This window comes from Arcanobacterium wilhelmae, from assembly GCF_029632765.1.
GTDB lineage: Bacteria > Actinomycetota > Actinomycetes > Actinomycetales > Actinomycetaceae > Arcanobacterium > Arcanobacterium wilhelmae.
Map to the genome: position 1 here is coordinate 1,502,884 of NZ_CP121247.1, position 24,681 is coordinate 1,527,564.

Below are 24,681 nucleotides of genomic sequence, written 5' to 3' on the forward strand. Positions count from 1 at the left end.
GACAACAAGGCCCTCCAGCTTAGCTGGAGGGCCTTGGCTTCGTGGCGGGGGCCGGATTTGAACCGACGACCTCCGGGTTATGAGCCCGACGAGCTACCGAGCTGCTCTACCCCGCGGCGACTTGATATATCTTAGGCACTCACTCCCAGATCCGCAAGCCCCGCAAGAGTGCGCTCCCCCACACACCTCATTCATCTGCCGCCACGTCACTCTGCCTAGCCACCAAGTCGCTCGTATCACGAGCCACCTTCAGCTTGTCAAGCGAAACGTAACGCCATCCTCGTGTAAATGCCGAGCCCGCGCCACGGCGCTCATGCGGAAGTTTCTTGCGCAGACGAACGTGACGCGGCCCTTGGCGTCGCTTGGAATCGTCTGCCCCAGCCGGTGTCAGCACAAAAATCTTGTACCGCCCCGAGGGCCATTCATAGGAAGCACCTTCTGCGAAAGTCCACTCGATAAATTCTCCAATCTTCGGATCGTATTTTTCTTTAGAACGCTTCCGCCTCTCCGCGTTCTGAAGGGTCCACTCAACATTGTCCACAACCCGGAGAATCGCCGGCACGTCACGATGAATCTCCTGCTTCTCATAGAAAGCCAGATTGTCAACATCACGGAAAAATCTTCCTGGCTGAACAACGTAGAACCCCACGCCAAATTTCTTTGAAGTTTCCACATACACATCCCACGCAACGTTTGCAGCTACAACCACAGTATCGTTGCGTCTCAGTGGGCGTTCTCCGAACACCGCTTCCCAATCCGAAACATCTCGGATCCACCGTTCTGCCTCGGGGTTAAGCGCGCGTACTAAACGAAAAATCCTCTCCATCTCATCAAAAATGGGCACATGAACAAGGGAATCGTGATGCGCGACCCTGTTCCTAAACTGGCGAACACTTTCAAGATCGCTACTCACTTGTTTTCGCGTCACATAATCTTCATTTTCACCGTCACCAAGAAAAGCTCGGCTGAGGACACTACGGAATAGATCCTCGTACCCCGTTTTGAATAGTTGTGTCCAAAATCCAAATGACAGCCCTGCGATCAGTTGGTCGCCGTTGTAATAACGCGTATCAACCTCACCATGTTTTTGATCTTTCTTTTTCGTTGGATTAGTGTTTCTGCCACGAAGACTATCGATGACAGTTGCAACAGTCTTGCGCTCAGATTCTTTGAGCACATCCACTCGGAAAAACCATGGAATTCTCGTATCAGCGTCCGAACAATGCTCACTGAGCACCTGATCGATCCGATGGCGAAGCAACACTTCAAAATGCGCAATCACAGTCCAACAAGACGAGGCCATCAAGTGACTCCAACGGTAGAGAGCGAGCGCCTGACTCTCGTCCCCCACGGCCGCCTCACGATACGGCCGAAGCCGTGGCTCCGGGATGAATTCCTCGAAATTAGTCATTGCAAAATGCCCCATTTCTGCTTTACGATGGCGAGTAGTGAACGCCCTCGGTTGGCCGCCTCTCGTTTCAACGATGCGGCTACGCTTCTCGTCAGATCAGCGGCCGAGGGCTTTTTCTATTGTAGAAAATAGAGCTAAGAAGCGCCATGAAGCACGATAATTATTAGCCAACCATCTATGACTCTATCCAGCGTCGATCTGCCTCCATATTTCCCCCATAAGCATCTGCGACAAATAACGAGCGTCCTGGAAGAAAGAACTTCCAGGACGCTCGCACCTACCGACACCGTCGTCAGGCGGACACCGGCGTCGTGAGATCATCGTTCAAACGGACGGGCTCGTCGGCAAGAACCTCCGGATTCGAGCGGAAATCGAGCACCAGCCCAACCACCAACGCAACCAGGGCCGGCACAAGCCACGCCACCTGGTACGCACCAAGCGGGAAGAAATTAAGGAACGTGCGCAGCGGAGCGAACACAGCCAAACCGGTGGAATTCAGCGCCTCCAGAACCGCGAGCACCGCACTCACCCACGCGGGCAGATAATACGCCCACGTCAGCTTGCGCCCCAACCCCATCTCGAGCAGCGCAACCAGCACCAGACAGATCGCCACCGGGTAAAGCAGCTGGTTGAGCGGAGCCACCACGGCGAGGATCTTGGTCAGGCCCAGGTTCGCCAGCGCGAACGCCACAAGCACGTGCACCACGAGCCAGACACGAGTGGAAACTTGCGGGAAAATCCGGTGGAAGTACTGGGTGGAGGCGCCGAGCAAGCCGAGCACCGTCGTCAGGCACGCGAGCGACACAATCAAGCCGAATACCAGTTGGCCATTCGAGCCGAAGAGCTGCTTGGCAACGTTCGAGAGAACCGCAGCGCCGTTATCGCCAGCGCCAACCATTCCCACGCGTACAAGCCCGAGGTACACCAGCGCCAGCATGCCAGCCGCAACCGCAGCCGCGCCAGCCATACCGCGGCGCAACGACGCACCGTGACGACCATCCGCCTCCATCGCCGAGTAAATTACGCCGCCGAACACGATCGCGGCGATCGCGTCCATCGTGAAATAGCCCTGGATCACGCCGGTCGCGACGGGCGCAGCCTGGAAATCGGCAGTGACCGGATGGCCGGCCGGAGCAACCTGGAACGCGCCGATGATCAGTGCGACCAGGAGCAACATAAGAACTGGGGTCAGACCCAGGCCGATGCGGTTCACCAGCTGGTTCGGGCGCAAAACCGCAAGGAACGCGATCGCGAAGAACACCGCAAGGAACAAGGCTTGAGCGAGTACAACGTTCGCACCCTCGCCGAGAACCGGCGCCACCGACATCTCGAAGCTCACCGCAGCCACTCGCGGGATGCCGTAGAGCATTCCACACGAAAGGAACACAAGCAGAACGAGAAGCGGGCCGAGATGGCGGCCGATACGCCCACCAATATGTGGCTCGCCCGCACGCTTCGTCGAGTACGCAATCATCGACAGTGCCGGCAACGCCACGCCCGTAATCAGGAAGCCGAAGGCTGCCACCCAGGCAGCCTCACCGGCATTAACTCCAATCATTGTGGGAAGGATCAAGTTGCCCGCCCCGAAGAACATGGCAAACAGTGCAAGGCCAGAAACCAGCAGAGTGCGCATTGTGTACTTTCTTGTTGAGGAAACAATTGCGTGACCCGCATAATTTCGGCGGCAAGCACTCAGCTTTGCCGCCGAACCGGGTTACTTCATATTATGCGCAAAAACGAGAAAATATACGCAAGGTGCCCACATAGCGGACACCTGCCGAGCGTCGGCGTCGCGAAGTCGGTGGCGGCGTCGGGAAGCCTGTGCACAACTCAATCAATCCAGCCAGGCGTTGCTATATACGCAACGCCCACGCCAACTGACAGACTTCTGCACCAACCCACGTGCACAACTCAATCAATCCAGCCAGGCGTTGCCATATACGCAACCCCCACGCCAACTGACAGACTTCTGCACCAACCCACGTGCACAACTCAATCAATCCAGCCAGGCGTTGCCTTATCCGCAACGCCCACGCCAACTGATTGAGTTGTGCACAAAATTAAGGAACGCGTAGACGAAACCAAAACCCCGACGTCAGGCAATACGTTGGGACCACGCGGGACCGCATATTCCCATACCCACGGCGGAGAGGTCCACCGCCACACTGCACCTAGGCTGGACGAGACAGCACCCCACACCGAAAGTAGACGGCCATGGCACTCACCCTGCGCAAACACTGGCTTGCAACGCTCGCAGCGCTCGCCGTGGCGGCAATTCTCGTAATCCAACTCGCCATCCCGTTCGTCAGCGCCATGACCGAAAAAGAACGGCGCGGAATCAACGAAATCCCGGGCGTCACCGAGAAAGCCGTCTCCCTCACCATCGACGACGGCCCCGATCCTCGCTTCACCCCTGCAATCCTCGACACACTCAAAGCAAAAGGCGCGAAAGCTACATTCTTCGTGGTCGGCACAGCCGCCGAAAAACACCCCGAACTTATCCGCCGAATCCTGGCCGAAGGCCACGAGATCGCCAACCACACCTACACCCACCCACACTTCGACAAAATTACTCCCGCGCAAGCTCGCGAAGAGATCGCGCAAGCCAAGCGAGTGCTCGCGAAATTCGGCGTCGACGCACAATGGGTGCGCGCGCCGCGCGGAGCAACCACCGGCGCGACGGCGCAGGTGCTGCGTAACTCAGGGATGAGAGCCGCGGGCTGGACCATCGGCGTCGAAAACAACAAGCCGAAAGGGCCCGAAGGCCGTGCAGACCGCGTCATGGACGCCATGTTCCCTGGCGCGATCATCCTCGCCCACGACGGGCGGCTCGACCGCTCCCCAACCGTCGCCACAATCCCCGTACTCCTCGACAAACTCCACGACGAAGGCTACCGAGTAGTGACGCTCAGCCAACTCGCTGCGATGGGCCACTGACGTCCGCTCGACGCCGGTGCACAACTCAATCACATCCGCGAGGCATTGCTCTCTTGGCAATGCCTCGCTCAACTGACAAAGTTGCGCACGCGCACCGCGCGCGAACGAGCCCGCTGAGAACACAAAACGACGCCGGTACGCTCCTTGCACAACGACGCCGGTACGCTCCTTGCGCACCGGCGTCGCCTGTCAGAAAGCCTCAAAGAAACCCGCTCAGCGCGACTCCTTGAACTCCACATGCTTACCCACCATCGGGTCGTACTTCTTGAGCACGAGACGATCCGGGGTGTTTCGACGGTTTTTCTTGGTTACGTAGGTGTAACCCGTGCCCGCCGTCGAGACCATCTTGATGATCGGGCGGACGTCTGCTGCCTTTGCCATGTTGGCACCTCACTTTCGCCGCTCGCGCGGCACTTTTGCGGGCCTGCGGCCCGCTGCGAGCGTCGGCTCGCGATATTTCATCCGGGCCTGTGGTCCGCTGCGAACCCGCACTTGCGACGGGCCGGGCCCGCCGCGAGCCGGAACCCGCGATTAAAACTTTTCTCCGCGACGGAGCATCTCTGCCACGACGGCGTCGATGCCCTTCGAATCGATCGTTTTCAAGCCCTTGGTCGAGACCGTGAGCGTGATCGTGCGCCTCAGCGAGGGCACATAGAAACGCTTCTTCTGCAGATTCGGATCGAAACGGCGGTTGGTACGGCGATGGGAGTGCGAAACACTCTTGCCGAACGAGGGCTTACGCCCGGTGACCTGGCAATACGTTGCCATCAGCCCTGCCTTCCCTTGAACTTCGGGTTCAACTTGTTAATCACGTATGTTTTGCCACGGCGGCGAACAACCTTCGAGCCGGGCTGGTTCTTCAAACTCTTGAGCGATGCACGAACCTTCATCGCAACCTCCTTCTCATGCGGTGGGCGAGGCGCTCACCTGTCTGCTGTGGGCAACGGGCGCTAGTTGGGAGTTATTCCCGACGCGGGGGCACCGGTTGCGGCCGGGGCGCCGGGTGCAGCCGGGCGCTGGACGCGTGCAGAACTCCATCACTTCCGCGAGGCATTGCGTATATAGCAACGCCTGAGCGATTTGACAGAGTTACGCACGAGATCACCGCGGCCGGACTAGCAGCGCCTCGAGCTCATAGTGCGGGCTCACCAGGACGACTTGCGCACGCCCGGCAGTTCGCCGTCGAGCGCCATTTTGCGGAAGCGCACGCGCGAGAGGCCGAACTTGCCGAGGTAGCCACGGGGGCGGCCGTCGACGACGTCACGGTTGCGCAAGCGGGTGGGCGAGGCGTCTCGCGGGAGGGCGTGGAGCGCAGCCATCGCTTCGGCACGCTCTTCCTCACTCAGGTGCGGGTTGACGCTGCGCTTCTTCAGCTCCGCGCGGCGCTCGGCGTAGCGCGCGACGATTTCGCGACGGCGCTGGTCAGCCACGATCTTGGACCGTTTGGCCATTCGACACTTCCTTTCATTTGAGAATTGCTCTCACGTATCGTTCTCTGGAATAATAGATAATCGTTCTCAACAACGCAAGCGAGGAGCAGACGTGACCCACCCCCTGATCGCCATCTCAAGCGCCGACCCGGTCCTCACCGACATCACCGCACTCTCGATCGACGCGCCCGCCACCGACGTCGTCGGACTCGCCACCAACGGCGCCACCGCAACGTTCCACGAAACACGCCCCGGCTGGGAGGCGGTCAGCGAGCTCGCGCATGCGCCGCGAACGTTCGACATCCCTGGCGACTGCCTAACGTGCGGACTGCGCGAATTAATCCTCACCGTGGTTCGCGAGCGCATTTTGGCTGGCTGCGAGCGCACGATCCTCTTCCTCCCAGCCGGCCTGGAACTGCCCCACCTCGCACCCTCGCTCGGGTACGCGCTCGAGACCCTCGAGTTGGGTGGCGAGCCGGCTAGCGCTGGCGACGGCGGAAGTTTCGCCGATGCCGAAGCCGCGGGCGACGCCGAAGCGGCAGCTAGCCGCAGTGTTGGGAATAAGCCAGTAGCTCTGCTGGCGGGCGTCGCTCACCTGATCGACGTCGACCAGGCGACCGAGCAACTCCTCACCCATACGCTCGCCTCCGATGCAGGGATCACCCTGATCGAGGACGACCCGCGGTGCGTGGCCGAAATCCACATGATGAACCTCGGGTATGCGGATCTGGTGCTTGCGGCGGGCGAGATAGATTCGCCCGGCGGGGAGCTCGTGGAGCACCTGCGCCCGCACGATACGTTGCTCGCCTCCACGATCGATTCGGCGTGGGCGGAGATTGCCGAATCGATCACGCACGATCCGGTAAGCGCAGTGGAGCGCGTACATCCCGTCACGACGCAGGCGTGGGGCGGGCCCGAATGCCACGGCACGTGGACGCTCGAGCTGAGCTCTCAGCGCCCGTTTCACCCGGCGCGTTTCACCGAGTTCGCCGAGGAACTAGCCGCCGAGGGCGCGTGCGGGCGTGGGTGTTTCTGGCTGATTTCACGGCCGAACACCGTGTGTTCGTGGGAAACGGCCGGCGGGCAGATCGCCGTGGGCGAGGCCGGTGTGTGGGCTGATTTCCCGGACGGGATCGATGAATCCGGAGCCGAGATTTCGCAGCCGCGCTGCCACATTATCGTGACGGGAACCGGGGGCGAGGAAGCGGCCGAGCGGGTGCGACGCGCCTTCCACGCGATCCTGTGCGAGCCGGACGAGATGGCTTGGGCCGGAGCCGACGGATTGGAGGAATGGCTCGGCGGAGAAATGTAGCGGAGTAGCGGCTCGGCGGAGTAGCGGCTCGGCGGAGTAGCGGCTCGGCGGAGAAATGTAGCGGAGTAGCGGCTCGGCGGAGTAGCGGCTCGGCGGAGAAATGTAGCGATAGTCGGACCGCTGAAAATTTTGGTTCGAAAATTGGGGTGTCGAGCCAAAATGCGGCTCGACACCCCAAAAAAGCGACCAATATTTTCAGTGACCGAAGTATCACTGTTTCACTGCGAGATGTCTTGTCAGCTCAATACCCCCTGGGGTATGCTTATGCCATGAACGAAGCCGGCGCACCAGCGCAGGCAACACCCGGCAACCTTTACTGGACACAGAAAATCGGTGAAGGACCGCGAGAGCAAAACACACTCCAGCGTTGCCGATAACTTCAACCGAAAGGCGCCAAAATGTGCATGCCCGTTGCTTGTAAGAACTGCGGAAAGGTCACCTGGACTGGCTGCGGCCAGCACGTCGCCGCCGTCAAGGCCCAAGTCCCCGCCCAGCAGTGGTGCACCTGCTCGGATTCAGAGCGCAAGCCCGCGTTCTGATCCACACAAACTTTTCCACCTCGAACACTATCGGCGCTGGCGCACCGCGTACGCCAGCGCCGATACCTTTGACGGCATTTCATTAACCAGAAAGATTTCACCCATGCGTACAGTGATTATCGGAGGCGTAGCCGGCGGAATGTCCGCAGCCACACGCCTGCGCCGCCAGGATGAGCACATGGAAATCGTCGTTCTCGAAGCTACGAACTACGTGTCGTTCGCGAACTGCGGCCTGCCCTACCATGTGGGCGGCGTGATTCCCACCCGCGATTCGCTTCTTCTCCAGACCCCGGCCTCCCTCGCCGCACGCTTCCGCATCGACGTGCGCGTGGCCACTCGCGCCACCGCAATCGACCGCGAGGCCAAGTGCGTTACCTTCGAAACACCCACAGGCACGGGCGAGCTCGAGTACGACTACCTGATCCTCGCCCCCGGCGCCTCCCCTATCGTTCCACCAATCCCGGGGATCGAGCGCGCTCTACCCCTGCGTAACGTTGAGGATACGGACGCGCTGATCGCGGCTTCGTCCGCCGGCGACGCCGGTGCCACGGCCGTGGTGATCGGCGGCGGGTTCGTTGGGCTCGAGGTCGCTGAAAACCTCGCCCACCGCGGCTATGCGGTGACGGTGCTCGATCGCGCCTCCCACATCCTCCCCAACCTGGATCCGGAGATGGCTCAGGTGATGACGGATCATCTGCGCGCAAGCGGAATTACGGTGCTAACCGGCGCGAACGTGACCGAGGTGACGGCCGATTCCGTCATCGCCTCCGGCGCCGCCTACCCTGCCGATCTGGTGATCGCATCGCTGGGCGTGCGCCCGAACTCGGGCCTCGCCGCCGACGCCGGCCTGGACGTCGCCCCCAACGGTGGCATCGTGGTGGACGACCAGCAGCGAACCTCCGATCCGGCAATCTTCGCTGTCGGAGACGCCGCGCTGAAGCGCGACGCGGTCTCCGGCGACGAGGTGCTCGTGCCCCTCGCACAAACAGCAAACCGCCACGGCCGCCTCGTTGCGGATGTGATTGTGGGTCGCGATGAGCACAGCCAGCAGGTGCTCGGCACTGCGATTATTGGCCTGTTTGGCATGGCTGCAGCCTCCACCGGCTGGACAGAAACGCGCGCTCGCGCCGCCGGCCGCGCGATCCGCGTCCTGCACGTACACCCCCCGCACCACGCCGGCTACTATCCTGGCGCCGAGCAGATCCACCTCAAGCTCGTGATCGACGCCCAAACGGATGCGATCCTCGGCGCCCAGGCTGTGGGACGCGAGGGTGCGGACAAGCGCATCGACGTGATCGCCACGGCGATCCGTGGTGGGATCACTGCCTCCGGCCTGGCCGATCTCGAGCTCGCGTACGCCCCACAGTTCGGCTCAGCGAAGGACGCCATCAACATGGCGGGCTTCGTGGCGGAGAACATCGCGCGCGGCGAGCAATCGGCACAGTGGCACGAACTCGAAAATCGACTCGCCTCCGGCTGGACGCTGGTGGATGTGCGCTCGGCGAGCGAGTTCGCGCGCGGCGCGATCCCGGGCGCAGTGAACATCCCGGTCGATGAGTTGCGCGAGCGCGAGGGCGAGTTGCGCGATCTGCTCGCGAAGGCCGAGGGCCCCGACGCCGGCAAGGTGCTTGTGCACTGCCAGGTGGGCTTACGCGGGCATATCGCCACCTCGCTACTCACGGGTCGTGGTTTTGACGTAGCGAACCTCGACGGCGGCTACCTCACGTGGAGCGCAGGCACGGCTTCCACTCGCGAAGGAGTGGCCGCATGAAGCTCGAACCCGAGAGCGTGAAAGCGTCAATAACGCGCCTGAAGCGGGCCCGTGGCCAGCTCGATGCGGTGATCGCCATGCTCGAATCTGGCGACGAATGTGAGAAGGCCTTGACCCAGCTCGCTGCAGTCTCAAAAGCCGTCGATCGTGCCGGATACCTGGTGATCTCCACAGGCATGAAGCAATGCATCGCCTCAGGTAATGAAGTCGATGAGGAGAAGCTCTCGAAGCTGTTCCTTTCCTTGGCCTAACGCACACGAGCGGGTGGTTCGCGGAGAATGTTTTCCGCGAACCACCCGCTCCCCTTTTATCCGCACGATGTATTCGTTCTCTGCGCAATGAATTCCCCGAGGCACCTGGGCGAATCGCGCACACATTATTGATGCTGTAACACGCAAAGGCCGGGGCGGTGGTTTCCCACCGCCCCGGCCTCCGTTCCGATCAAGCGCGTTACTTCCCGAGCTCGGACTGCGCCTTCGCGGCCTCCTCGACCGCCTTCGTCAGCTCCTCCTGGGCCTTGCCGTAGGCTGTCCAGTCGCCGGCCTTGCGAGCAGCCTCCGAATCGGTGATCGCCTTCTTCGCCTGTGTCAGTGCCGTGTTCAAACGCTCGGCCGGAGAACCTGCAGCCGGTGCCGCCGGAGCGGACGGCGTTGCCGATGCGGATTCGCTCGGAGCTGGCGACGCCGACGGCGCAGGTTTCGCCTGATCCGCAGGCTTCTCCCCGCCCGCGGCATTCGCCCCGCCGTTCGCAAGCGGCGCTTCCTTCTGCCCGGCGATCGCGGCGTCGCCAGCCTTCACACCCGAATTACCGCCGAACACCTGGTTGAGCGATTCGTCCAGCGTGGGTGCGAAGCCCACCGTGTCGCCGAAGAGCGTGAGCACGTACTGGAGCGTCGGGTACTGCGTACCGCTCGATGCCTGCACGTACACCGGCTGAACATAGAGCATTCCGCCACCCACCGGTAGCGAGAGCAGGTTGCCCATCTGGACCTTCGTGCCACGCTGATCGAGCAGGTTAATATCCTGGGACACGCGCGGGTTAGTCACCATCGTGTTCTCCGCCTGGCCCGGACCCGGAATCGTCAAGCCGCGCGGCAAATCGAGTAACCTCAGCTTGCCGTAACTGTCCGCCTTCTTGCCGGCCTCGTTACCGGCGTCGCCGGAAGCTGCGAAGAAGCCGTTCATAATATTTCGTTGCGTGGTGCCGCCCGGGATGAAGCTCGAGGTGAGCGAGAACTCCGGAGCTTTCTGCCCCGGCATCTGCAACGACATGTAGTACGGAGGCTGCGCCTGCGCCGTCTCCTGATCGCGAGCCGTGGGCTCCTTCGGGACCTTCCAGAAATCGCCGCCCGAATAGAACGACTTCGCGTCCGTCACGTGATAGCGAGCCAGTAGCTCACGCTGAACCTTGAACAGATCCTCCGGGTAACGAACATGCGACATCAGATCGCCGCTCATCTGCGAAAGCGGCTTAAGTTGACCCGGGAAAATCCCCTTCCAGGCGTTGATCACCGGATCCTTCTCATCCCACTGGTAGAGCGAAACCGAACCATCGAAGGCATCCACCACAGCCTTGACTGAGTTACGGATGTAGTTCACTTCCTCCGTCGCGGCGCCGATCAGCTGGCCGCGCGAACGCGCATCATTCGTGGCCGCCTCGAGCGACTGACGCGCCGAATATGGATAGTTGTTCGACGTCGTGTACGCATCGATGATCCACACCACGCGCTTGGGGGTCTTCGGATCGCCGTCCATATCCACAACCGCAGGAACGGCCTTGGAATCGAGCGTCAGGTACGGAGCCACCTTGGACACGCGCTTGGCCGGGTCACGATCAAAGAGAATCTGGGACTCGTCCGTGACTCGCTCCGAGAAGAAAATATCCGTAGATGCGAACTTAATCGCAAACATCAACCGCGAGAACGCATCGCCAATCGCCGGGCCACCATCGCCCGTGTACGTGTTGTTCTTCTGGCCGTTCGGTTCCTTATCGTCCGGGTAATCCAGCTCCCACGGGGTGGCCCCCTTCGGCGCACCCACGATCGAATAATCGGGCGAATTCTTGCCGAAATAGATACGCGGCTCGTACTCGCCGAGCTCGCCACGCGAAGGAATACCGCTCTCCCAGAACTTCGGATCACCCTGCGAGCTCACCGTGTTACCAAACGCGGCGGCAACGCCGTAGCCGTGCGTGTACACCGTGTGATCGTTGACCCACGAACGGCGCTCCTGGTCCAAACCGTTCAAGTTCAGTTCGCGAACACCGATCACGGTATCGCGCTTCTCGTCGCCCACGTTGTAGCGGCCAACCGTGAGCGGCTCAAGGAACGTGTAATACTGACGATTCTGCTGGAGCTGGTTGAACGACGGCTCCACGATGTTCGGATCGAGGAGGCGGATCTGCGCAGCCGTGCGCGAATCCTCGCGCAACTGGCCCGGCTCGGCCTTCGTCACCGCGTCGTAGGACTGCGTTTCGATATCCGCGATGCCGTACGCATCACGAGTCGCATTGATGTTGCGCTGGATATACTCCGACTCAAGCTCGGCTGCGTTCGGGGTAACGCGGAACGACTGCACGAGCGCCGGGTAGATCCACGACACCACCAACGAGACAACAATCGCCGTTGCAACACCGACGACGGCGGGGCGCCAGAGCCCCCGAACCGCGGCCCACACAAACGCCAGCGCGATCAGGGCCACCACAATCGAGAGGATGGTGAGGCCAGGAACCGAGGCATTAATATCCGTGTACGAGGCTCCGGAGAAACGATCGTGGTTCCCGAGCAGGAGCTCATAGCGCGAAAGCCAATAATTCGCCGCCAAGCCCAGTGCGCCCAGCGCGGCGACCACAGCAACATGGATTTGGGCTCGACGCGTCACCTTGAACGAATTCTCCGCCACCTGCACGTGCCCGCCCATCCAATACATCGCGGCAGCAACCACGAACGAAATGAGCAACAGCAGGAAGAAGAAACTCAAACCGATCTTTAAAACCGGGAGCGTGAACACGTAAAAGCCCACGTCCAGCCCGTATTCCGGATCAACTTTGCCGAATTTCGTGGCGTTGAACCACAGCAGGAACGACTGCCAGTTGCGGCCCATCGACGCTCCAAACACCAGGCCGAGAACCGCCGGCCCTACCAGATATGTGAGCCACCAACGCTTGCGGAGCGCATCCACTGGTGAATGCTCAAGCTGCGCAACGACGTCGCCCTTTGTGGCTCCCTTTCCGAGCGCAACCCGCGCGTTCACTCCAGCCACCACGGCCACCACTAGCACGCCGAGTACACCAAAGCCGATCGCGGCACCATACTGGGTCCAGAAAACGCGAACGGCCTCGATCTGGCTGAACCAGGCCATCTCCGTCCAGAAGTTTGCAAAAATCGTGAGCGCAACAACCAGCGCGCCGAGAATGCCCAACGTTACAACGAACGTGGAAATCCCCTTCGCTTTCCCTTGCGCATTCGAAACAGATGCGGACACTATCCCTCATTCTCTCTATGGATGGGCGCAAAATACCACTTCCAACGCTAGCGTATACACCCCCACCCGCTCTAGGCAGATCGCCAAAATCCACCCATAGCGTGGTTGATGTAGGATGAGCGCGTGAATGATCAACTCTCCCCTGCACAGGCCGCACTTCGCGACGCCGCCGCTGACATCGAATCGCACGTCAACCGTTTCGGCTGGGACGCGCCCGTGCGCGTCTTCGCGCTCATCAAAGCACAGGCTGCACTCGAAGCGAACCCGGCGCTCGCAGGCGAACTCCCCGCCGACGTCGAAGCCTCGGCTATCACCGATCCCGAAACGTTGTTCTCGGTGGAGCAGGAAGATCTACCCCACGTCGATTCACTCGCCGAACTTTTCGGCCGGATCACCTGGCCCGAGAACGTGGACGGCGCGGCGATCTCCACCGAGCGCGTCGTGCTCCCACCCAGCGCCGAGGTTGCCCTGCCCGAAGATGAGGCCGAGGCTATGGAAATCCTCAAAAACCATCCGGATCGTCAGGACGTGCGCATCGTCGCCGCCGTCATGCGTACCGGCGAACAGTGGTGCATCGTGCGCATGCGCCACTTCGACGACGACTCACTACGCATCTCCTCCCCCGACGCCGTCCCCGGCCTCGTCGACGGACTCAAATCCACCTTCGAATAAGCCGCACCGCGAGCGCACGCAGGGAAAAATCACATCCGCGGGAGCATGCCAACCGTAACAAAGGCAGGCACCGCGGGCGCAACGTGCGCACCGCAGTCGGAAAAAATGAGGCCCCGCGGGGCCTCATTTCTTTCACACAGTCTGACCGTGAACGTATGCCTGGCAAGACGTGAGCTGCGCCGTCTTGCCCTCGCCGATCGCCTTCACAGCCTCGATAGCCTCAGCAGTCGAACGGACCGCCCACACGTTCATCCCCTCCGGCTCGTAGCCGAGGGTCTCGGCGCAGTTCTCCACCGGCGCAAGGAAATCCGTCGCCCCCTGCTTCGCCGCGCCCACCAGCTTGTGCTCGATTCCGCCGATCGGGCCCACCAATCCATTCCAGTTCACCGTGCCCGTGCCCGCGATCACGCGCTTGCCACCGAGCGAACCCTCGGTGAGCTGGTCGTAAATCTCCAGCGCAAACATGTTCCCCGCACTCGGGCCACCAATCCCCTCAACCGCGTACGTGACCTTGCCGGGATACTTCACGTTCTTCACCGATAAGCCGACGCCGATCAGCGAGGACCCTTGTGGATACGGGCCATCCTTCGGCGCCGAAATCGTTGCAAACGTGGCCTTTTCCAGCTTGCCGCCGCGCTCCACCTCGAGGGTAATCTTCGCGCCCGGTGTGGTAGCGAACAGGATCTTCGACAGGGAAAGGAAAGTGGGTACGTCCACCAGCTTTCCGCCGGTTGTCGGGGCGGAGATGCGCTTGATAATATCGCCTTCCTTCAGCACCGCACCCGACGGCACCTTCGGGTCCACCGCACTGACCTGAAGATCCATCGTTACCTTCTTACCCGCAAGCTCCATCGCGAGCGCAGCCGCCGTATCCTGCGAGGATGTCATCGCCTGCGCGTTAACCTTCTCCACCTGCGCGTCCGTCGCCTCCTCGGGGTAAAGCGCGCGCACCGGCACCGCCTGCTCGTCACCCTTGAAAATCGTGCCGAGCACCACGCCCACCGGCGCGCCATTCTCCGGCGTACCAACGGCGGAAACCGTGGTCATGTACAGGTGGGTATCTGACGGATACGTGTCGGTGCCACTGACCGCAACCAGTTGCTTGCCGTCAAACTTCCCCGCCGTATCCAACGCAGGGCCGGCACTTTGCACCAGGTAGGCGCTCGGCATCATCAACGACGCGAGGAGCACCGTTCCAAACGTGACCGCGGAAAGAAGCTTTGAATTCATTCCTCCATCATGCCCTAATTTCGCCCGAGCCGGTACGCGGCGCCTGCCACACCTGCGACGTCGGGGGCAGGCGACGCCGGGGCAGGCGACGCCGGGGGCGGGCGACGCCCGGGGGCGGGCGACGTTGGTGGCGGGGAGGCGCGTGCACAACTCAATCAGTTCGTTCGGACGTTGCTATATGTGCAACGTCTGGCTGGATTGACAGACTTGCGCACGGCCCGAGCGCAGGCCGCGCACGCCGTCGGCGGAAATCCACCCCCGGCGTCGGCGCGGCACTCAAACGCACAGGTAGGATGGGCCTCAGAAAAAATCCTTGGAGGAAAAATGGCCGAAAATAACGATTGGGAGGCGATGCTGCGGGCCGTGCTCGGCGACGCCGCCGCCGACGACATCATCGCAAACCTGCGCGCGCAGGGCATCGACCCGGCAACGCAGATGGAGGGGATGCTCAGCCCCGCGAACTTCGACATGGTGGTCAAGCAGGTCAAAGACATGCTCGGTTCCACCGGCGAAGGCCCGGTGAACTGGCAGATCGCGGAGCGCGTGGCGCGCGAAACGGTTACCTCACAGCACTTCGACCGCCTGTCCGGGCTAGAGGGCGACGCAGCGCGCCGTGCACTGTCCACGGCGTCGCTCTGGCTCGATGCCGCAACCGACATCGACCCGGCAACGGGCCCGGCGATGGCGTTCTCGCGCCTAGACTGGGTGGCGCACGCGCTTCCGACGCTCAAGAAGATTCTTGATCCGGTGGGCGCGAATATTGCTCGCGCGTTCGGGGAGACGATGAAGGGGCAGCAGGCTCAGCTTCCGCCGGGAATGTTGCCGTTCGATCCGTCGCAGATGGTGGGTGGTCTCGTCGCATCGCTGCTGGGGATGCAGTACGGCAAGGCACTCGCCGAGCTGGCCGTGAGCTCGTTCGGCACCACGGATACGGGCATCCCGCTGGTGGAAGGTTCGTTCGCCGGGCTTGTGCCCACGAACGTGGACGAGTTCGCGCGGGGCATCGAGGGTACGGACACGAAGGAAGTGGAGCTATACGTGGCGGTGCGTGAGGCGGCCGCTGCCCGGTTGTACACGCGCGTTCCGTGGCTGCGCTCGCGCGTGGTGGATTCCGTGGCGCAGTTTGCGCACGGCATCGAAATCGACATGAGCTCGATCGAGGAGCAGGTGCGTGAGTTGCGTCTGGACGATCCGAGCCAGATGGAGAACGTGGATCTGACCGACGTTTTCGACGTGGAGTTTTCACCGGCGCAGAAGGAGGCCCAGGCGCGCCTCGAGCACTTGTTGTCGCTAATTGAGGGCTGGGTGAGCGAGGTTTCGGCTCGAGCTGTTTCGGCGCATTTGCCGAATTTTGTGGCGTTGTCGGAGATGTTCTCGCGCCGCTACGCCACCGATAATCCGGCGAAGCACGTGTGGAGTGCGCAGCTTGGTTTGGAGCTGGCGCCGAAGCGGCTTCGTGAGGCCGCCGCGTTTTGGCGGATGGCTGAGGCGAAGCTTGGGATCGAGGGGCGCGATGCCTTGTGGGCCCACCCGGATTTGCTTCCGGAGGTTGCGGATTTGGATAATCCAGCCGCGTTTTTCGATGGCTCATGGTCGCGCACAAAGGATCTGGACGCCGAGCTCGATTCATTCTTGGAGGATGTGCTTTCCGGTTCGGCGAGCGATTCGGCTCCGCACGAGCCGAAGTTCGGCGACGACGGCGATGCGGCGAGTAGCGAAGGCGGCACGGGTGACGACGGGCCCGGAGGAACCACTCCGAGCGACGATGATCGCCAGTAGCTGACGTCGGGCCGCTAGCATAAAGCGCGAATTGCGTGGGGTGGGTTTCCACAGGTGTGGAAACCCACCCCACTCTTTAACGTTTTTTGATTATGTTTAATTTATGCAGTTACCACTTGGAATGAATGTGTATTGGACGGATGTGGATTCGGCGTGTGTTGGGCTCGACCCGCGAACGGGAGTCTCGTTGGGTCAGTTCACAAACAACGAAATCGCACTAATCGAGGGGCTCGCGCGCCCGACGTCGGAGACGGAGTTCGTCGAGCGCGGCAAGAAAGCAAAGATCACGAAGAAACGGATCGCACAGTTGCTCGCCTTTCTCCGCCGCGAGAAGCTTGTGTACGACGGCGAGCTGCGCGGGAGTGACCAGCAGGCGGCGTGGCGCACCAGCGGGCGCACACATTCGCGCAGCGAAGGCCATGTCCAGATTTATCGTGCCGATCATCTCGGGGTCGAGATCGCTCTCCACCTGGCCTGCGCGGGAGTGGGGACGATTTCGATCCTCGATCAACAGCCGGTGGGCAGCACCGATCACCCGCTCATGCAGCGTGGGGGCTTTGGCGTGCCGCGAGCACAGGTTCTGGCCACCGAGCTTCGCGCAATTAATCCCAGGATTGCACTCACCACCTCGAGGAAGCGCACACATATTCGCTCCAGTGGCGAAATCCTATCCACCGATCGCACGAAGCCACTGCCGGTTGCGGACAATCAGCCACATCCCGCGAAAGCCAGCCGCCCTGATGTGCTGCTCCTGACCGGCTATCATGCGCTCGACCCGTTCGTCTCACGCGCCGTTTTGAGCCAGGGCGTGCCTGTGTTCCACGGGTGCGCTGAGGAATACGATCTACTGGTTGGGCCGTTCGCACTCCCCAACCAGGGCACGTGCGCGCAGTGCCTCTACCTTCAACGTCTCGACGCCGATCCTTCGTGGAGCAGGCTCGGCCCGCAGGCCGTGCGAGCGATGCCGGCGCCGCCACATTCGGCCGCATGCGGGCTGGGAGCGACGCTCGCCACCCGCGATATCCTCGCATTTTTAGACCGTGAGGAGATTCTGCTCCAACACGCTGCATGGAATGTGCCGCCCACAAACGCGGCACCAGCGCTCATTGATCTCCCTCCACACCCCGAATGCGGGTGCTGCGTGGCGTAGGCGAGCAACACCCCCGCACGCCATAACCATCTCAACTAACCCACACCGGCGAGCAGCTCGTCGACAACCTGGCGGCGCCACTGCAAGGCAACCACCAACGCGGGCGAGCAGACTATTATGGAGGCCCTCGATCACCACTTCATGAACGCGGCAATGACAGCCAGTACTTCCTCTCCATATCGCATGAGCTTGGTACTTCCAATCCCTTTCACTGCCCCGAGCTCGGTGAGTGTGCGGGGTTTGATGATCGCAATGTCGCGGAGGGTGGTGTCGTGAAAGATCACGTACGGGGGACGTTGCGCTTCCGTGGCGGCGGTGGCGCGCCATTCACGAAGCTCCTCAAAGAGCGCCCGATCCTCAGGGGCGGCGTTCGCGAAATCCGCTTTCGCTTTCGCCACGCGCTTGCGCGAGGCGGAGGATTTTGATTCAGGTTTTGGCCAAAACGGTACGAGGAAACGCGAAACCTTGCGATTGGCACGGTTTCCATTGCCGAGCGCGTAGGAGATCATCAGCTCCTCCTTCGCTCGAGTAATTCCCACATACAGGAGGCGACGCTCCTCGGCGACCCCCTCATCACCTTGCGCGTGCGAAATGGGCATCAGCCCTTCACTCATGCCTGCGAGGAACACAACCTTCCACTCCAGACCCTTCGAAGCGTGCAACGACGAGAGTGTGACCGCCTCCTGGGTGGGCTCATTCGAGGCCGCCTTGCGTTCTTCGAGTTCCTCGACAAATTGGGCGATGGTTGCCTGCCGCTTTTCCCACATGTCCTCGCCAAGCAAGCGCAGCGACTCGAGGGAATCCCAGCGCTCACGCGCCGCCCCATGGGCCGCAGGAGGCTCCTTGCGCCACCCCATCTGATTCAGCGCGCCTTTCACGAGCTCGGGCAGCTCCATTCCACTATGCCCTCCACTGGCTTCACCGCGAGCAATTGAACGGAGCACAACCATCGCCTCGAGCACTTCCCGACGCTGAAAAAACCGCGTTGTTCCGCGAACAGTGGCCGGAACTCCAGCAGCACTCAGCGCAGCTTCGAAGCGCTCAGACTGCGAGTTGGTACGGTACAGGATCGCCATGTCTGAATAATCGACGCCTTGTTGGTGCAACGAAATGATCCGGCCAGCGATCTCGTTGGCCTCTGCCTCATCATCGGCATATTCACGGTACTCGACAAGCCGCCCGGTGCCACCCATCGCGCGGAGGAACACTGCGCCTTCTGTATGGTTTTCACCGATCACCTCGTTCGCCAGATCCACGATCTGTGCCGTCGAACGGTAATCACGATTGAGAGTGACGGTGCGAGCCTTGGGGAATTCTTTCGAAAAGCTCGCCAGGTAATCCGCCTTCGCACCTGTGAACGAATAGATCGTCTGCGACACATCGCCGACCACGCAAATATCGCGGCGATCCCCGAGCCAGAGCTGAAGCAAACGGTGCTGCATGGGTGAGACGTCTTGGTACTCATCCACCACAAAATGCTTGTACTGGCGCCGAATCTGTGCAGCCACATCTTCCCTTGAGCTCATCAGGCCGATGAGGATGAGGATTGTGTCCTCGAAATCGATCACGCCGCGCTCGGCTTTCACGACCTCATAAGCACTAATCAAGGCCGCCATATCCTGCCCGGTAAGATCGCCGGGGATCTCCCGGCGAGCTTCCAGCGCTCGCAACGCGTAATCCTCTGGCGCAATCAGGGAAACCTTCGACCATTCGAGCTCCGAGGCGAAATCCCTCACCGATACGCGATCTGTAGGGAAACCAAGCCTTTCAGCCGCCATCGCCACCAGCGGGGCCTTGTGCTCGCGGATCTCCGGCACCACTCCCCCGATCACCTGTGGCCAGAAGTAGCGAAGCTGGCTCAAGGCCGCGGAGTGGAACGTGCGGGTTTGCACATTCCCCGCCCCAAGATCGAGAAGGCGCGAGCGCATCTCCCCCGCAGCTTTATTCGTAAACGTGACAGCGAGAACATTGGTGGGCTGGTAGGCGCCAGTTTTCACCCCGTATGCGATTCGATAGGTAATCGCACGGGTTTTCCCTGTTCCCGCACCTGCGAGCACGGCAAGCGGGCCGTGCAGATGCTGCGCAACCTCCCGCTGCTCGGGGTCGAGCGCCTCCAATAATTCTTCCGGATTCACGTTCCTCCTTCGACGTGGAAAGTCTTTCACGGTTTGGCCCAGTTTGTTGATCCGGCCCACGCCAAGTTGTGGACGAGGAGTGCACGAGCGGACGTTGTTGAAAACTTTTCCCGACGACGCCGGCAGTGAGTTTTCCCTGTATTTGCGCCAGTTTCCGCGCAGATGAGAAGTAAAACTTCGCCGTCGCGCAGTCCCATTTTTATCACGCACGATCACAAAAAGCGAACAGATGTTCGAGAGATTTTTCTATCGGGTATCCTTGGTGCATGGAGAAAGTAACGATGTACACCACCTCGTGGTGCGGATATTGCAAGAACCTCAAGAAACAGCTCGGCGCGAAGGGCATCGAGTATACGGAAGTGGATATCGAGGAGCATCCCGAAGCGGCCGAAACGGTGGCCGCGGTGAACGATGGCAACCATGTGGTTCCCACCGTTCAGTTCTGGGACGGCACTACGATGACCAACCCGAGTGCCGCCGAGGTCGAGGAAAAGCTCTCCGAGGCGTGAAGCCTGGCTAAAGCGTGAAACTTCACTGAGGAATGCCCTGCAATTTTCGTGTAACGAATTGCAGGGCGCTCCACATTTGAGAGAATAGAGCGTGACTATTTCCGCATGGCGCTTCGTCGCCCGTGATTCCGAGTATTCCCTGCGCATTGCAGGCCGCCCTGTCCACCTGGGCGCCCGCCTAATGGAGAACGGCGCAGATTTCGCCGTCCTCGCCGGCCAGGCAACTCGTGTTGAGGTGTGTTTCCTCGATCTAACCTCCCCCTATGTCTCGGAGCGTCGATTCCGCCTGCACCGCGGAACATACGGGATCTGGAGCGGCCATGTTCCTGGAATCCGCGCCGGCCAAGCCTACGGATATCGCGTGTGGGGCAAATGGAAGCCGAACCTCGGGCAGAAACACAACCCTGCGAAGCTACTCCTTGATCCCTACGCGCGCGGAATTATCCAAGCGCCCACTCTCGATCCAGCGCTCTTCTCTCACGAAGTAAACGACGATCTCCATCCCATCGATGGCATGGTGGCAGATCAGCGAGATTCCGCACCCGTTGCCGCGATCGGCATGGTGATGAACGAGCCTGAATCGGTCACGGATCGGCCAAACACTCCCTGGGATCAAACCGTGATCTATGAGGCTCACGTCGTCGGGCTCACCAAGCAGCTCGAGGGCATCCCCCAGGAACTGCGCGGAACATACGCGGGAGTTGCCCACCCCGTCACCATCAACTACCTGCGCTCCCTCGGCGTCACCGCCATCGAACTCCTGCCCATCCACGCAAAGATGAGCGAGCCGTTCTTGACCGAGCGTGGGCTGACAAACTACTGGGGCTATTCCACGCTGTCATACTTCTCCCCCGAACCGTCGTATGCGACGAAGGGGAACCAAGCTCTCGGCCCCGATGGCGTCCTTGCAGAGGTGCGAGGCATGGTTTCGCTCCTGCATAAGGCAGGCATCGAAGTGATCTTGGACGTGGTGTACAACCACACCTGCGAAGCCGGCGCCGACGGCCCCACCGTCTCCTGGCGCGGCCTTGATAACTCCACCTACTACCGCCACGATTCGGCGCGCCCCGGAGTCCTCAAAGACACCACGGGCACCGGCAACTCCCTCGATTTCCGCCGCACCCACGTGGTGGGCATGACACTCGATTCTCTGCGCTATTGGGTCGAGAAGGTCGGGATCGACGGCTTCCGTTTCGATCTCGCCGTCACCGGTGCCCGCCACGGCGACGCCTTCCTCTACAACCACCCGCTCTACGTGGCAATGGCAACAGATCCGATCCTCTCGCAGGTCAAGCTCATCAACGAGCCGTGGGATTTGGGCTACGACGGCTGGCGCACCGGTCAGTTCCCGCCACCCACCGCCGATTGGAACGATCGCTTCCGCGATACGATGCGCCGGTATTGGGTCACCGAACCAGCAGCCATCGCCGGCGGGGGCTACGGCTCCGATGCCCGCGATTTCGCAACCCGCATCTCCGGATCCGCGGATTTGTTCTCACACGGCCGCATCCCCGGCGGCCGCGGCCTGTACGCCTCGGTCAACTTCATCACGGCCCACGACGGCTTCTCGATGTACGATCTCGTCTCTTACAACGCCAAACACAACGAGGCCAATGGTGAGGACGGTCGCGACGGCACCAACGACAACCACTCGTGGAACCACGGAGCCGAGGGCCCGGCGTCGGCGGAAATCGAAGCCGCGCGCCGCAAAACGATCCGCAACCTCATGGCGATGCTGGCCTTCTCTGCGGGAACTCCGATGCTCCGGGCTGGTGATGAGCGCCTCGATTCTCAAGGCGGAAACAACAACGCCTACTGCCAAGATAATGAAATCTCGTGGATCGATTGGGCCCCAAGCGAGGAGAAAAACAACATGGTCGAAACCGTGTCGTACCTTCTCTCACTGCGTCGCGATCACTCGGTACTGCGCCCACTGAAGTTCTTCACCGGCGCCCAAACGGCCGGAGATTCACTCCCCGACGTCGTCTGGTACGACCGCCACGGAGACGAACTGACCGACCACAAGTGGTACAACCGCGAGGTTCGTACCCTCCTCATGCTTCGCAGCGGCGGCGGAAAAGACGCCGACGCCCTGCTTGTCCTCAACGGAAACCCGGAATCCAAACAGGTCGTGCTCCCCACCGGGCGCGGCACCGACTACACACTGGTGTGGGATTCCACCTGGGCACGCCCCCGCGAACGAGGGGTAGCCTTGAAACCAGGAGATGAAACACTCGTTGCGCCAACCTCGATCCAGTTGTATCTGGCGAACCCGGCGTAACCCAAGGGAAGGAAATCATGAGCGAATCTCACGCTGAAGAGGCCCTCGAGAACGCAACATCGGATGCGTCGCTTGAGCATGCCCGCGCAGTGTCGAACAAGATCCAGGCAGCGATCGACGACGATCCGAGCCAGTTCCGCGTGCTCACCGGCGCGCGTCCCACCGGCCACCTCCACATCGGCCACTATTTCGGCGCCCTGAAGAACTGGGTGAGCCTCCAGCAGCGCGGCGTGGAAACCTGGCTCCTGATTGCGGATTACCAGGTGATCACGGATCGCGATTCGGTGGGCCCGATGCGTGAGCGCGTGTACTCGCTCCTGACGGATTACCTTGCGGTCGGCATGGATCCGGAAGAGACCACGATCTTCGCCCATTCGCAGGTGCCCGAGCTCAACGAGCTCATGCTCCCGTTCCTCTCAATCGTCACGGATGCGGAGTTGCGCCGTAACCCCACAGTGAAGGCAGAGCTCGAGGCCACCGATGGCCGCCCGATGTCCGGCCTTCTCCTCACCTACCCGGTGCACCAGGCTGCGGATATTCTTTTCGCCAAGGCGAACCTCGTGCCGGTGGGCAAGGATCAGCTTCCGCACCTCGAGCAAGCGCGCGTGATCGCCGATCGTTTCGATCGTCGTTATGGCAAGAAGGGCGCAAAGCGCGTCTTCCCACGCCCGCAGGGGCTCTTGTCCGAGGCTGAGTCCGTGCTGGGTCTGGACGGCCAGAAAATGAGCAAGTCGCGCCACAACACGATCGAGCTTCGCATGAGCGAGGACGAAACTGCCAAGCTCGTGAAGAAGGCTGTGACCGATTCTGATCGCTTCATCACGTGGGATCCGGTTGGCCGCCCTGAGGTGTCCAACTTACTCCTCATCGCCGGCCTCGCAACCGGCCGCGATCCGCGCGAAATCGCCGAGGAGATCGGCAATGGTGGCGGCGGAACGCTCAAGAACTACGTCACCGAGGCGCTCAACGAGCACCTCGCCCCCGTTCGTGCGCGCCGCGCAGAGCTGGAGGCCGATCCGGCGTTCCTCGAGTCCGTCCTTCAGCGGGGCGTGGAGCGGGCACGCGAGCAGGCGGCCGCCACGCTCACAGAAGTCCACGAGGCTCTCGGAATGAGCTACTAACACACCGGGAGGGGAGATCGCATATCTGCGCTCTCCCCTCCCCGTTTCCTGCAGGTCCACACACATTCGATTAGCGACGCCGGGGCTCCTCACCTTCCCCGTGTCCTTCATTAAGGTGATGTCATGATCCGTTTTCTCACGCGCTACGCGCCCACGGTCGCGCTCGTCGGTGCACTCCTCGTTGCGTGGGAACTGTGGGTGCGCGTATTCGGCGGCCCGATCGCGCTTGTGTCTGCGCCGAGCGACATCGCGCTCGCCACCGTCCAAACGTGGGACACCCTCGGCGGGGCAACTTGGATCACCACAATCGAAGGCGTCACCGGTTTCCTCCTCGCGATTGCTCTCGGCGTACTCACGGGGATCACGCTCTACGCCTCGCCTATCGCCCGCCGCACACTCTTCCCCCTGCTCTCGGCAGCGCAAACCATGCCGCTCATCTCGATCGCGCCACTGTTCCTCATCTGGTTCGGGTTCGAAATCTCCGGCAAAATCGCCATTGTCACTATTTTCGCGATGTTCCCCATCGCTGTTCAGACGATCCGCGGCCTCGAGGCTGTGCCGCAGTTCTACTCAGACGTGGCACTGACCTCGGGGGCCACGCCTGCGTGGACCCTGTGGCACGTCAAGCTGCGTGTCGCCGCGCGGCAAATCTTCGGCGGGATCCGCGTCAGCTCAGCGTACGTGTTCGCGACGGCGGCGACGGCCGAATACTTGGGTGGCCGCGGCGGCCTCGGAATCTGGATCCAGGCGGCCTATAACTCGTTCCGAACGCCACTCATTTTCTCCGCAACGTTCGTGATTATTGCGCTCACGGCCCTGCTCGTTGGCGCCGTGAACCTCACTGAACGTGCGCTGATCGGCCCCGCCGACGACGACGATTTCGACAACTAGCGTCCCTTCCCCACCGACGCCGGTGGGCGG

The 24,681-nt window shown here is 61.4% G+C and carries 21 protein-coding genes and 1 tRNA gene; 12 read left to right on the forward strand and 10 right to left on the reverse strand.

The features are described from left to right. Positions 1–42: 42 nt before the first annotated feature. The 3 genes from P8A24_RS06685 to brnQ all read right to left on the reverse strand — a co-directional run bounded on the left by P8A24_RS06685 (position 43) and on the right by brnQ (position 3,044). A tRNA-Met gene (locus P8A24_RS06685) sits at positions 43–116 on the reverse strand. 71 nt (positions 117–187) lie between these two features. Beyond that, on the reverse strand, positions 188–1,411 hold the full coding sequence (locus P8A24_RS06690) for an Abi family protein (protein ID WP_278057835.1): 1,224 nt from the start codon (positions 1,409–1,411) through the stop codon (positions 188–190). Positions 1,412–1,703: 292 nt separating this feature from the next. Continuing rightward, positions 1,704–3,044 (reverse strand): branched-chain amino acid transport system II carrier protein, encoded by a 1,341-nt coding sequence (brnQ, locus tag P8A24_RS06695; RefSeq protein ID WP_278057836.1) that lies wholly within the window; start codon positions 3,042–3,044, stop codon positions 1,704–1,706. A gap of 581 nt (positions 3,045–3,625) precedes the next feature. Here brnQ and P8A24_RS06700 point away from each other — a divergent pair. Next, positions 3,626–4,348: a polysaccharide deacetylase family protein gene (locus P8A24_RS06700; protein ID WP_278057837.1), complete on the forward strand. Its 723-nt coding sequence runs from the start codon at positions 3,626–3,628 to the stop codon at positions 4,346–4,348. Between the two features lie 213 nt (positions 4,349–4,561). On the opposite strand, the gene rpmG is transcribed toward P8A24_RS06700, so the two are convergent. The 4 genes from rpmG to rpsN all read right to left on the reverse strand — a co-directional run bounded on the left by rpmG (position 4,562) and on the right by rpsN (position 5,799). Continuing rightward, positions 4,562–4,729, reverse strand: coding sequence for a 50S ribosomal protein L33 (rpmG, locus tag P8A24_RS06705; protein WP_278057838.1), 168 nt, complete (start codon positions 4,727–4,729; stop codon positions 4,562–4,564). Positions 4,730–4,879: 150 nt separating this feature from the next. Then, a complete protein-coding gene (gene rpmB, locus P8A24_RS06710; protein WP_278057839.1) occupies positions 4,880–5,116 on the reverse strand; it encodes a 50S ribosomal protein L28 in 237 nt (78 codons plus the stop codon). Next, positions 5,116–5,238, reverse strand: a complete 123-nt coding sequence (ykgO, locus tag P8A24_RS06715) for a type B 50S ribosomal protein L36 (protein ID WP_278012418.1) — start codon at positions 5,236–5,238, stop codon at positions 5,116–5,118. The genes rpmB and ykgO overlap by 1 nt, the downstream gene beginning before the upstream one ends. Before the next feature lie 255 nt (positions 5,239–5,493). Then, positions 5,494–5,799 (reverse strand): 30S ribosomal protein S14, encoded by a 306-nt coding sequence (gene rpsN / locus P8A24_RS06720; RefSeq protein ID WP_278057840.1) that lies wholly within the window; start codon positions 5,797–5,799, stop codon positions 5,494–5,496. Positions 5,800–5,890: 91 nt separating this feature from the next. Between rpsN and P8A24_RS06725 the strand changes: the two genes are divergently transcribed. The 4 genes from P8A24_RS06725 (at position 5,891) to P8A24_RS06740 (ending at position 9,651) form a co-directional block, all read left to right on the forward strand. Continuing rightward, complete coding sequence (locus P8A24_RS06725) at positions 5,891–7,090, forward strand: CobW C-terminal domain-containing protein (RefSeq protein ID WP_278057841.1); 1,200 nt, start codon at positions 5,891–5,893, stop codon at positions 7,088–7,090. Between the two features lie 404 nt (positions 7,091–7,494). Beyond that, on the forward strand, positions 7,495–7,629 hold the full coding sequence (locus P8A24_RS06730; protein ID WP_278060254.1) for a hypothetical protein: 135 nt from the start codon (positions 7,495–7,497) through the stop codon (positions 7,627–7,629). Between the two features lie 103 nt (positions 7,630–7,732). Continuing rightward, positions 7,733–9,400, forward strand: coding sequence for an FAD-dependent oxidoreductase (locus tag P8A24_RS06735; RefSeq protein WP_278057842.1), 1,668 nt, complete (start codon positions 7,733–7,735; stop codon positions 9,398–9,400). After that, entirely contained in the window at positions 9,397–9,651 is a 255-nt protein-coding gene (locus tag P8A24_RS06740) for a metal-sensitive transcriptional regulator (RefSeq protein WP_278057843.1), read from the forward strand. Before P8A24_RS06735 ends, P8A24_RS06740 begins: the two co-directional genes overlap by 4 nt. A 199-nt stretch (positions 9,652–9,850) precedes the next feature. Here the strand turns inward: P8A24_RS06740 and P8A24_RS06745 are convergent, their stop codons facing one another. Further along, positions 9,851–12,883, reverse strand: a complete 3,033-nt coding sequence (locus P8A24_RS06745; RefSeq protein WP_278057844.1) for a UPF0182 family membrane protein — start codon at positions 12,881–12,883, stop codon at positions 9,851–9,853. 123 nt (positions 12,884–13,006) lie between these two features. On the opposite strand from P8A24_RS06745, the gene P8A24_RS06750 reads away from it, so the two are divergent. Then, positions 13,007–13,555, forward strand: a complete 549-nt coding sequence (locus tag P8A24_RS06750; protein WP_278057845.1) for a PPA1309 family protein — start codon at positions 13,007–13,009, stop codon at positions 13,553–13,555. 132 nt (positions 13,556–13,687) lie between these two features. On the opposite strand, the gene P8A24_RS06755 is transcribed toward P8A24_RS06750, so the two are convergent. Continuing rightward, the gene (locus P8A24_RS06755) at positions 13,688–14,785 is read right to left on the reverse strand and encodes a YlbL family protein (RefSeq protein ID WP_278057846.1); all 1,098 of its coding nucleotides are present in this window, start codon (positions 14,783–14,785) and stop codon (positions 13,688–13,690) included. Positions 14,786–15,109: 324 nt separating this feature from the next. On the opposite strand from P8A24_RS06755, the gene P8A24_RS06760 reads away from it, so the two are divergent. Then, positions 15,110–16,564, forward strand: coding sequence for a zinc-dependent metalloprotease (locus P8A24_RS06760; protein WP_278057847.1), 1,455 nt, complete (start codon positions 15,110–15,112; stop codon positions 16,562–16,564). Between the two features lie 103 nt (positions 16,565–16,667). Next, the gene (locus P8A24_RS06765) at positions 16,668–17,714 is read left to right on the forward strand and encodes a ThiF family adenylyltransferase (protein ID WP_278057848.1); all 1,047 of its coding nucleotides are present in this window, start codon (positions 16,668–16,670) and stop codon (positions 17,712–17,714) included. 131 nt (positions 17,715–17,845) lie between these two features. Here the strand turns inward: P8A24_RS06765 and P8A24_RS06770 are convergent, their stop codons facing one another. Beyond that, positions 17,846–19,849: an ATP-dependent helicase gene (locus P8A24_RS06770; protein ID WP_278057849.1), complete on the reverse strand. Its 2,004-nt coding sequence runs from the start codon at positions 19,847–19,849 to the stop codon at positions 17,846–17,848. 266 nt (positions 19,850–20,115) lie between these two features. Here P8A24_RS06770 and P8A24_RS06775 point away from each other — a divergent pair, with 266 nt between their 5' ends. The 4 genes from P8A24_RS06775 (at position 20,116) to P8A24_RS06790 (ending at position 24,651) form a co-directional block, all read left to right on the forward strand. Beyond that, positions 20,116–20,358: a mycoredoxin gene (locus P8A24_RS06775; protein ID WP_278057850.1), complete on the forward strand. Its 243-nt coding sequence runs from the start codon at positions 20,116–20,118 to the stop codon at positions 20,356–20,358. A gap of 91 nt (positions 20,359–20,449) precedes the next feature. Next, a complete protein-coding gene (gene glgX / locus P8A24_RS06780) occupies positions 20,450–22,639 on the forward strand; it encodes a glycogen debranching protein GlgX (RefSeq protein WP_278057851.1) in 2,190 nt (729 codons plus the stop codon). 17 nt (positions 22,640–22,656) lie between these two features. Then, on the forward strand, positions 22,657–23,760 hold the full coding sequence (gene trpS, locus P8A24_RS06785) for a tryptophan--tRNA ligase (RefSeq protein WP_278057852.1): 1,104 nt from the start codon (positions 22,657–22,659) through the stop codon (positions 23,758–23,760). Between the two features lie 123 nt (positions 23,761–23,883). Then, positions 23,884–24,651, forward strand: coding sequence for an ABC transporter permease (locus P8A24_RS06790; RefSeq protein ID WP_278057853.1), 768 nt, complete (start codon positions 23,884–23,886; stop codon positions 24,649–24,651). Positions 24,652–24,681 lie beyond the last annotated feature (30 nt).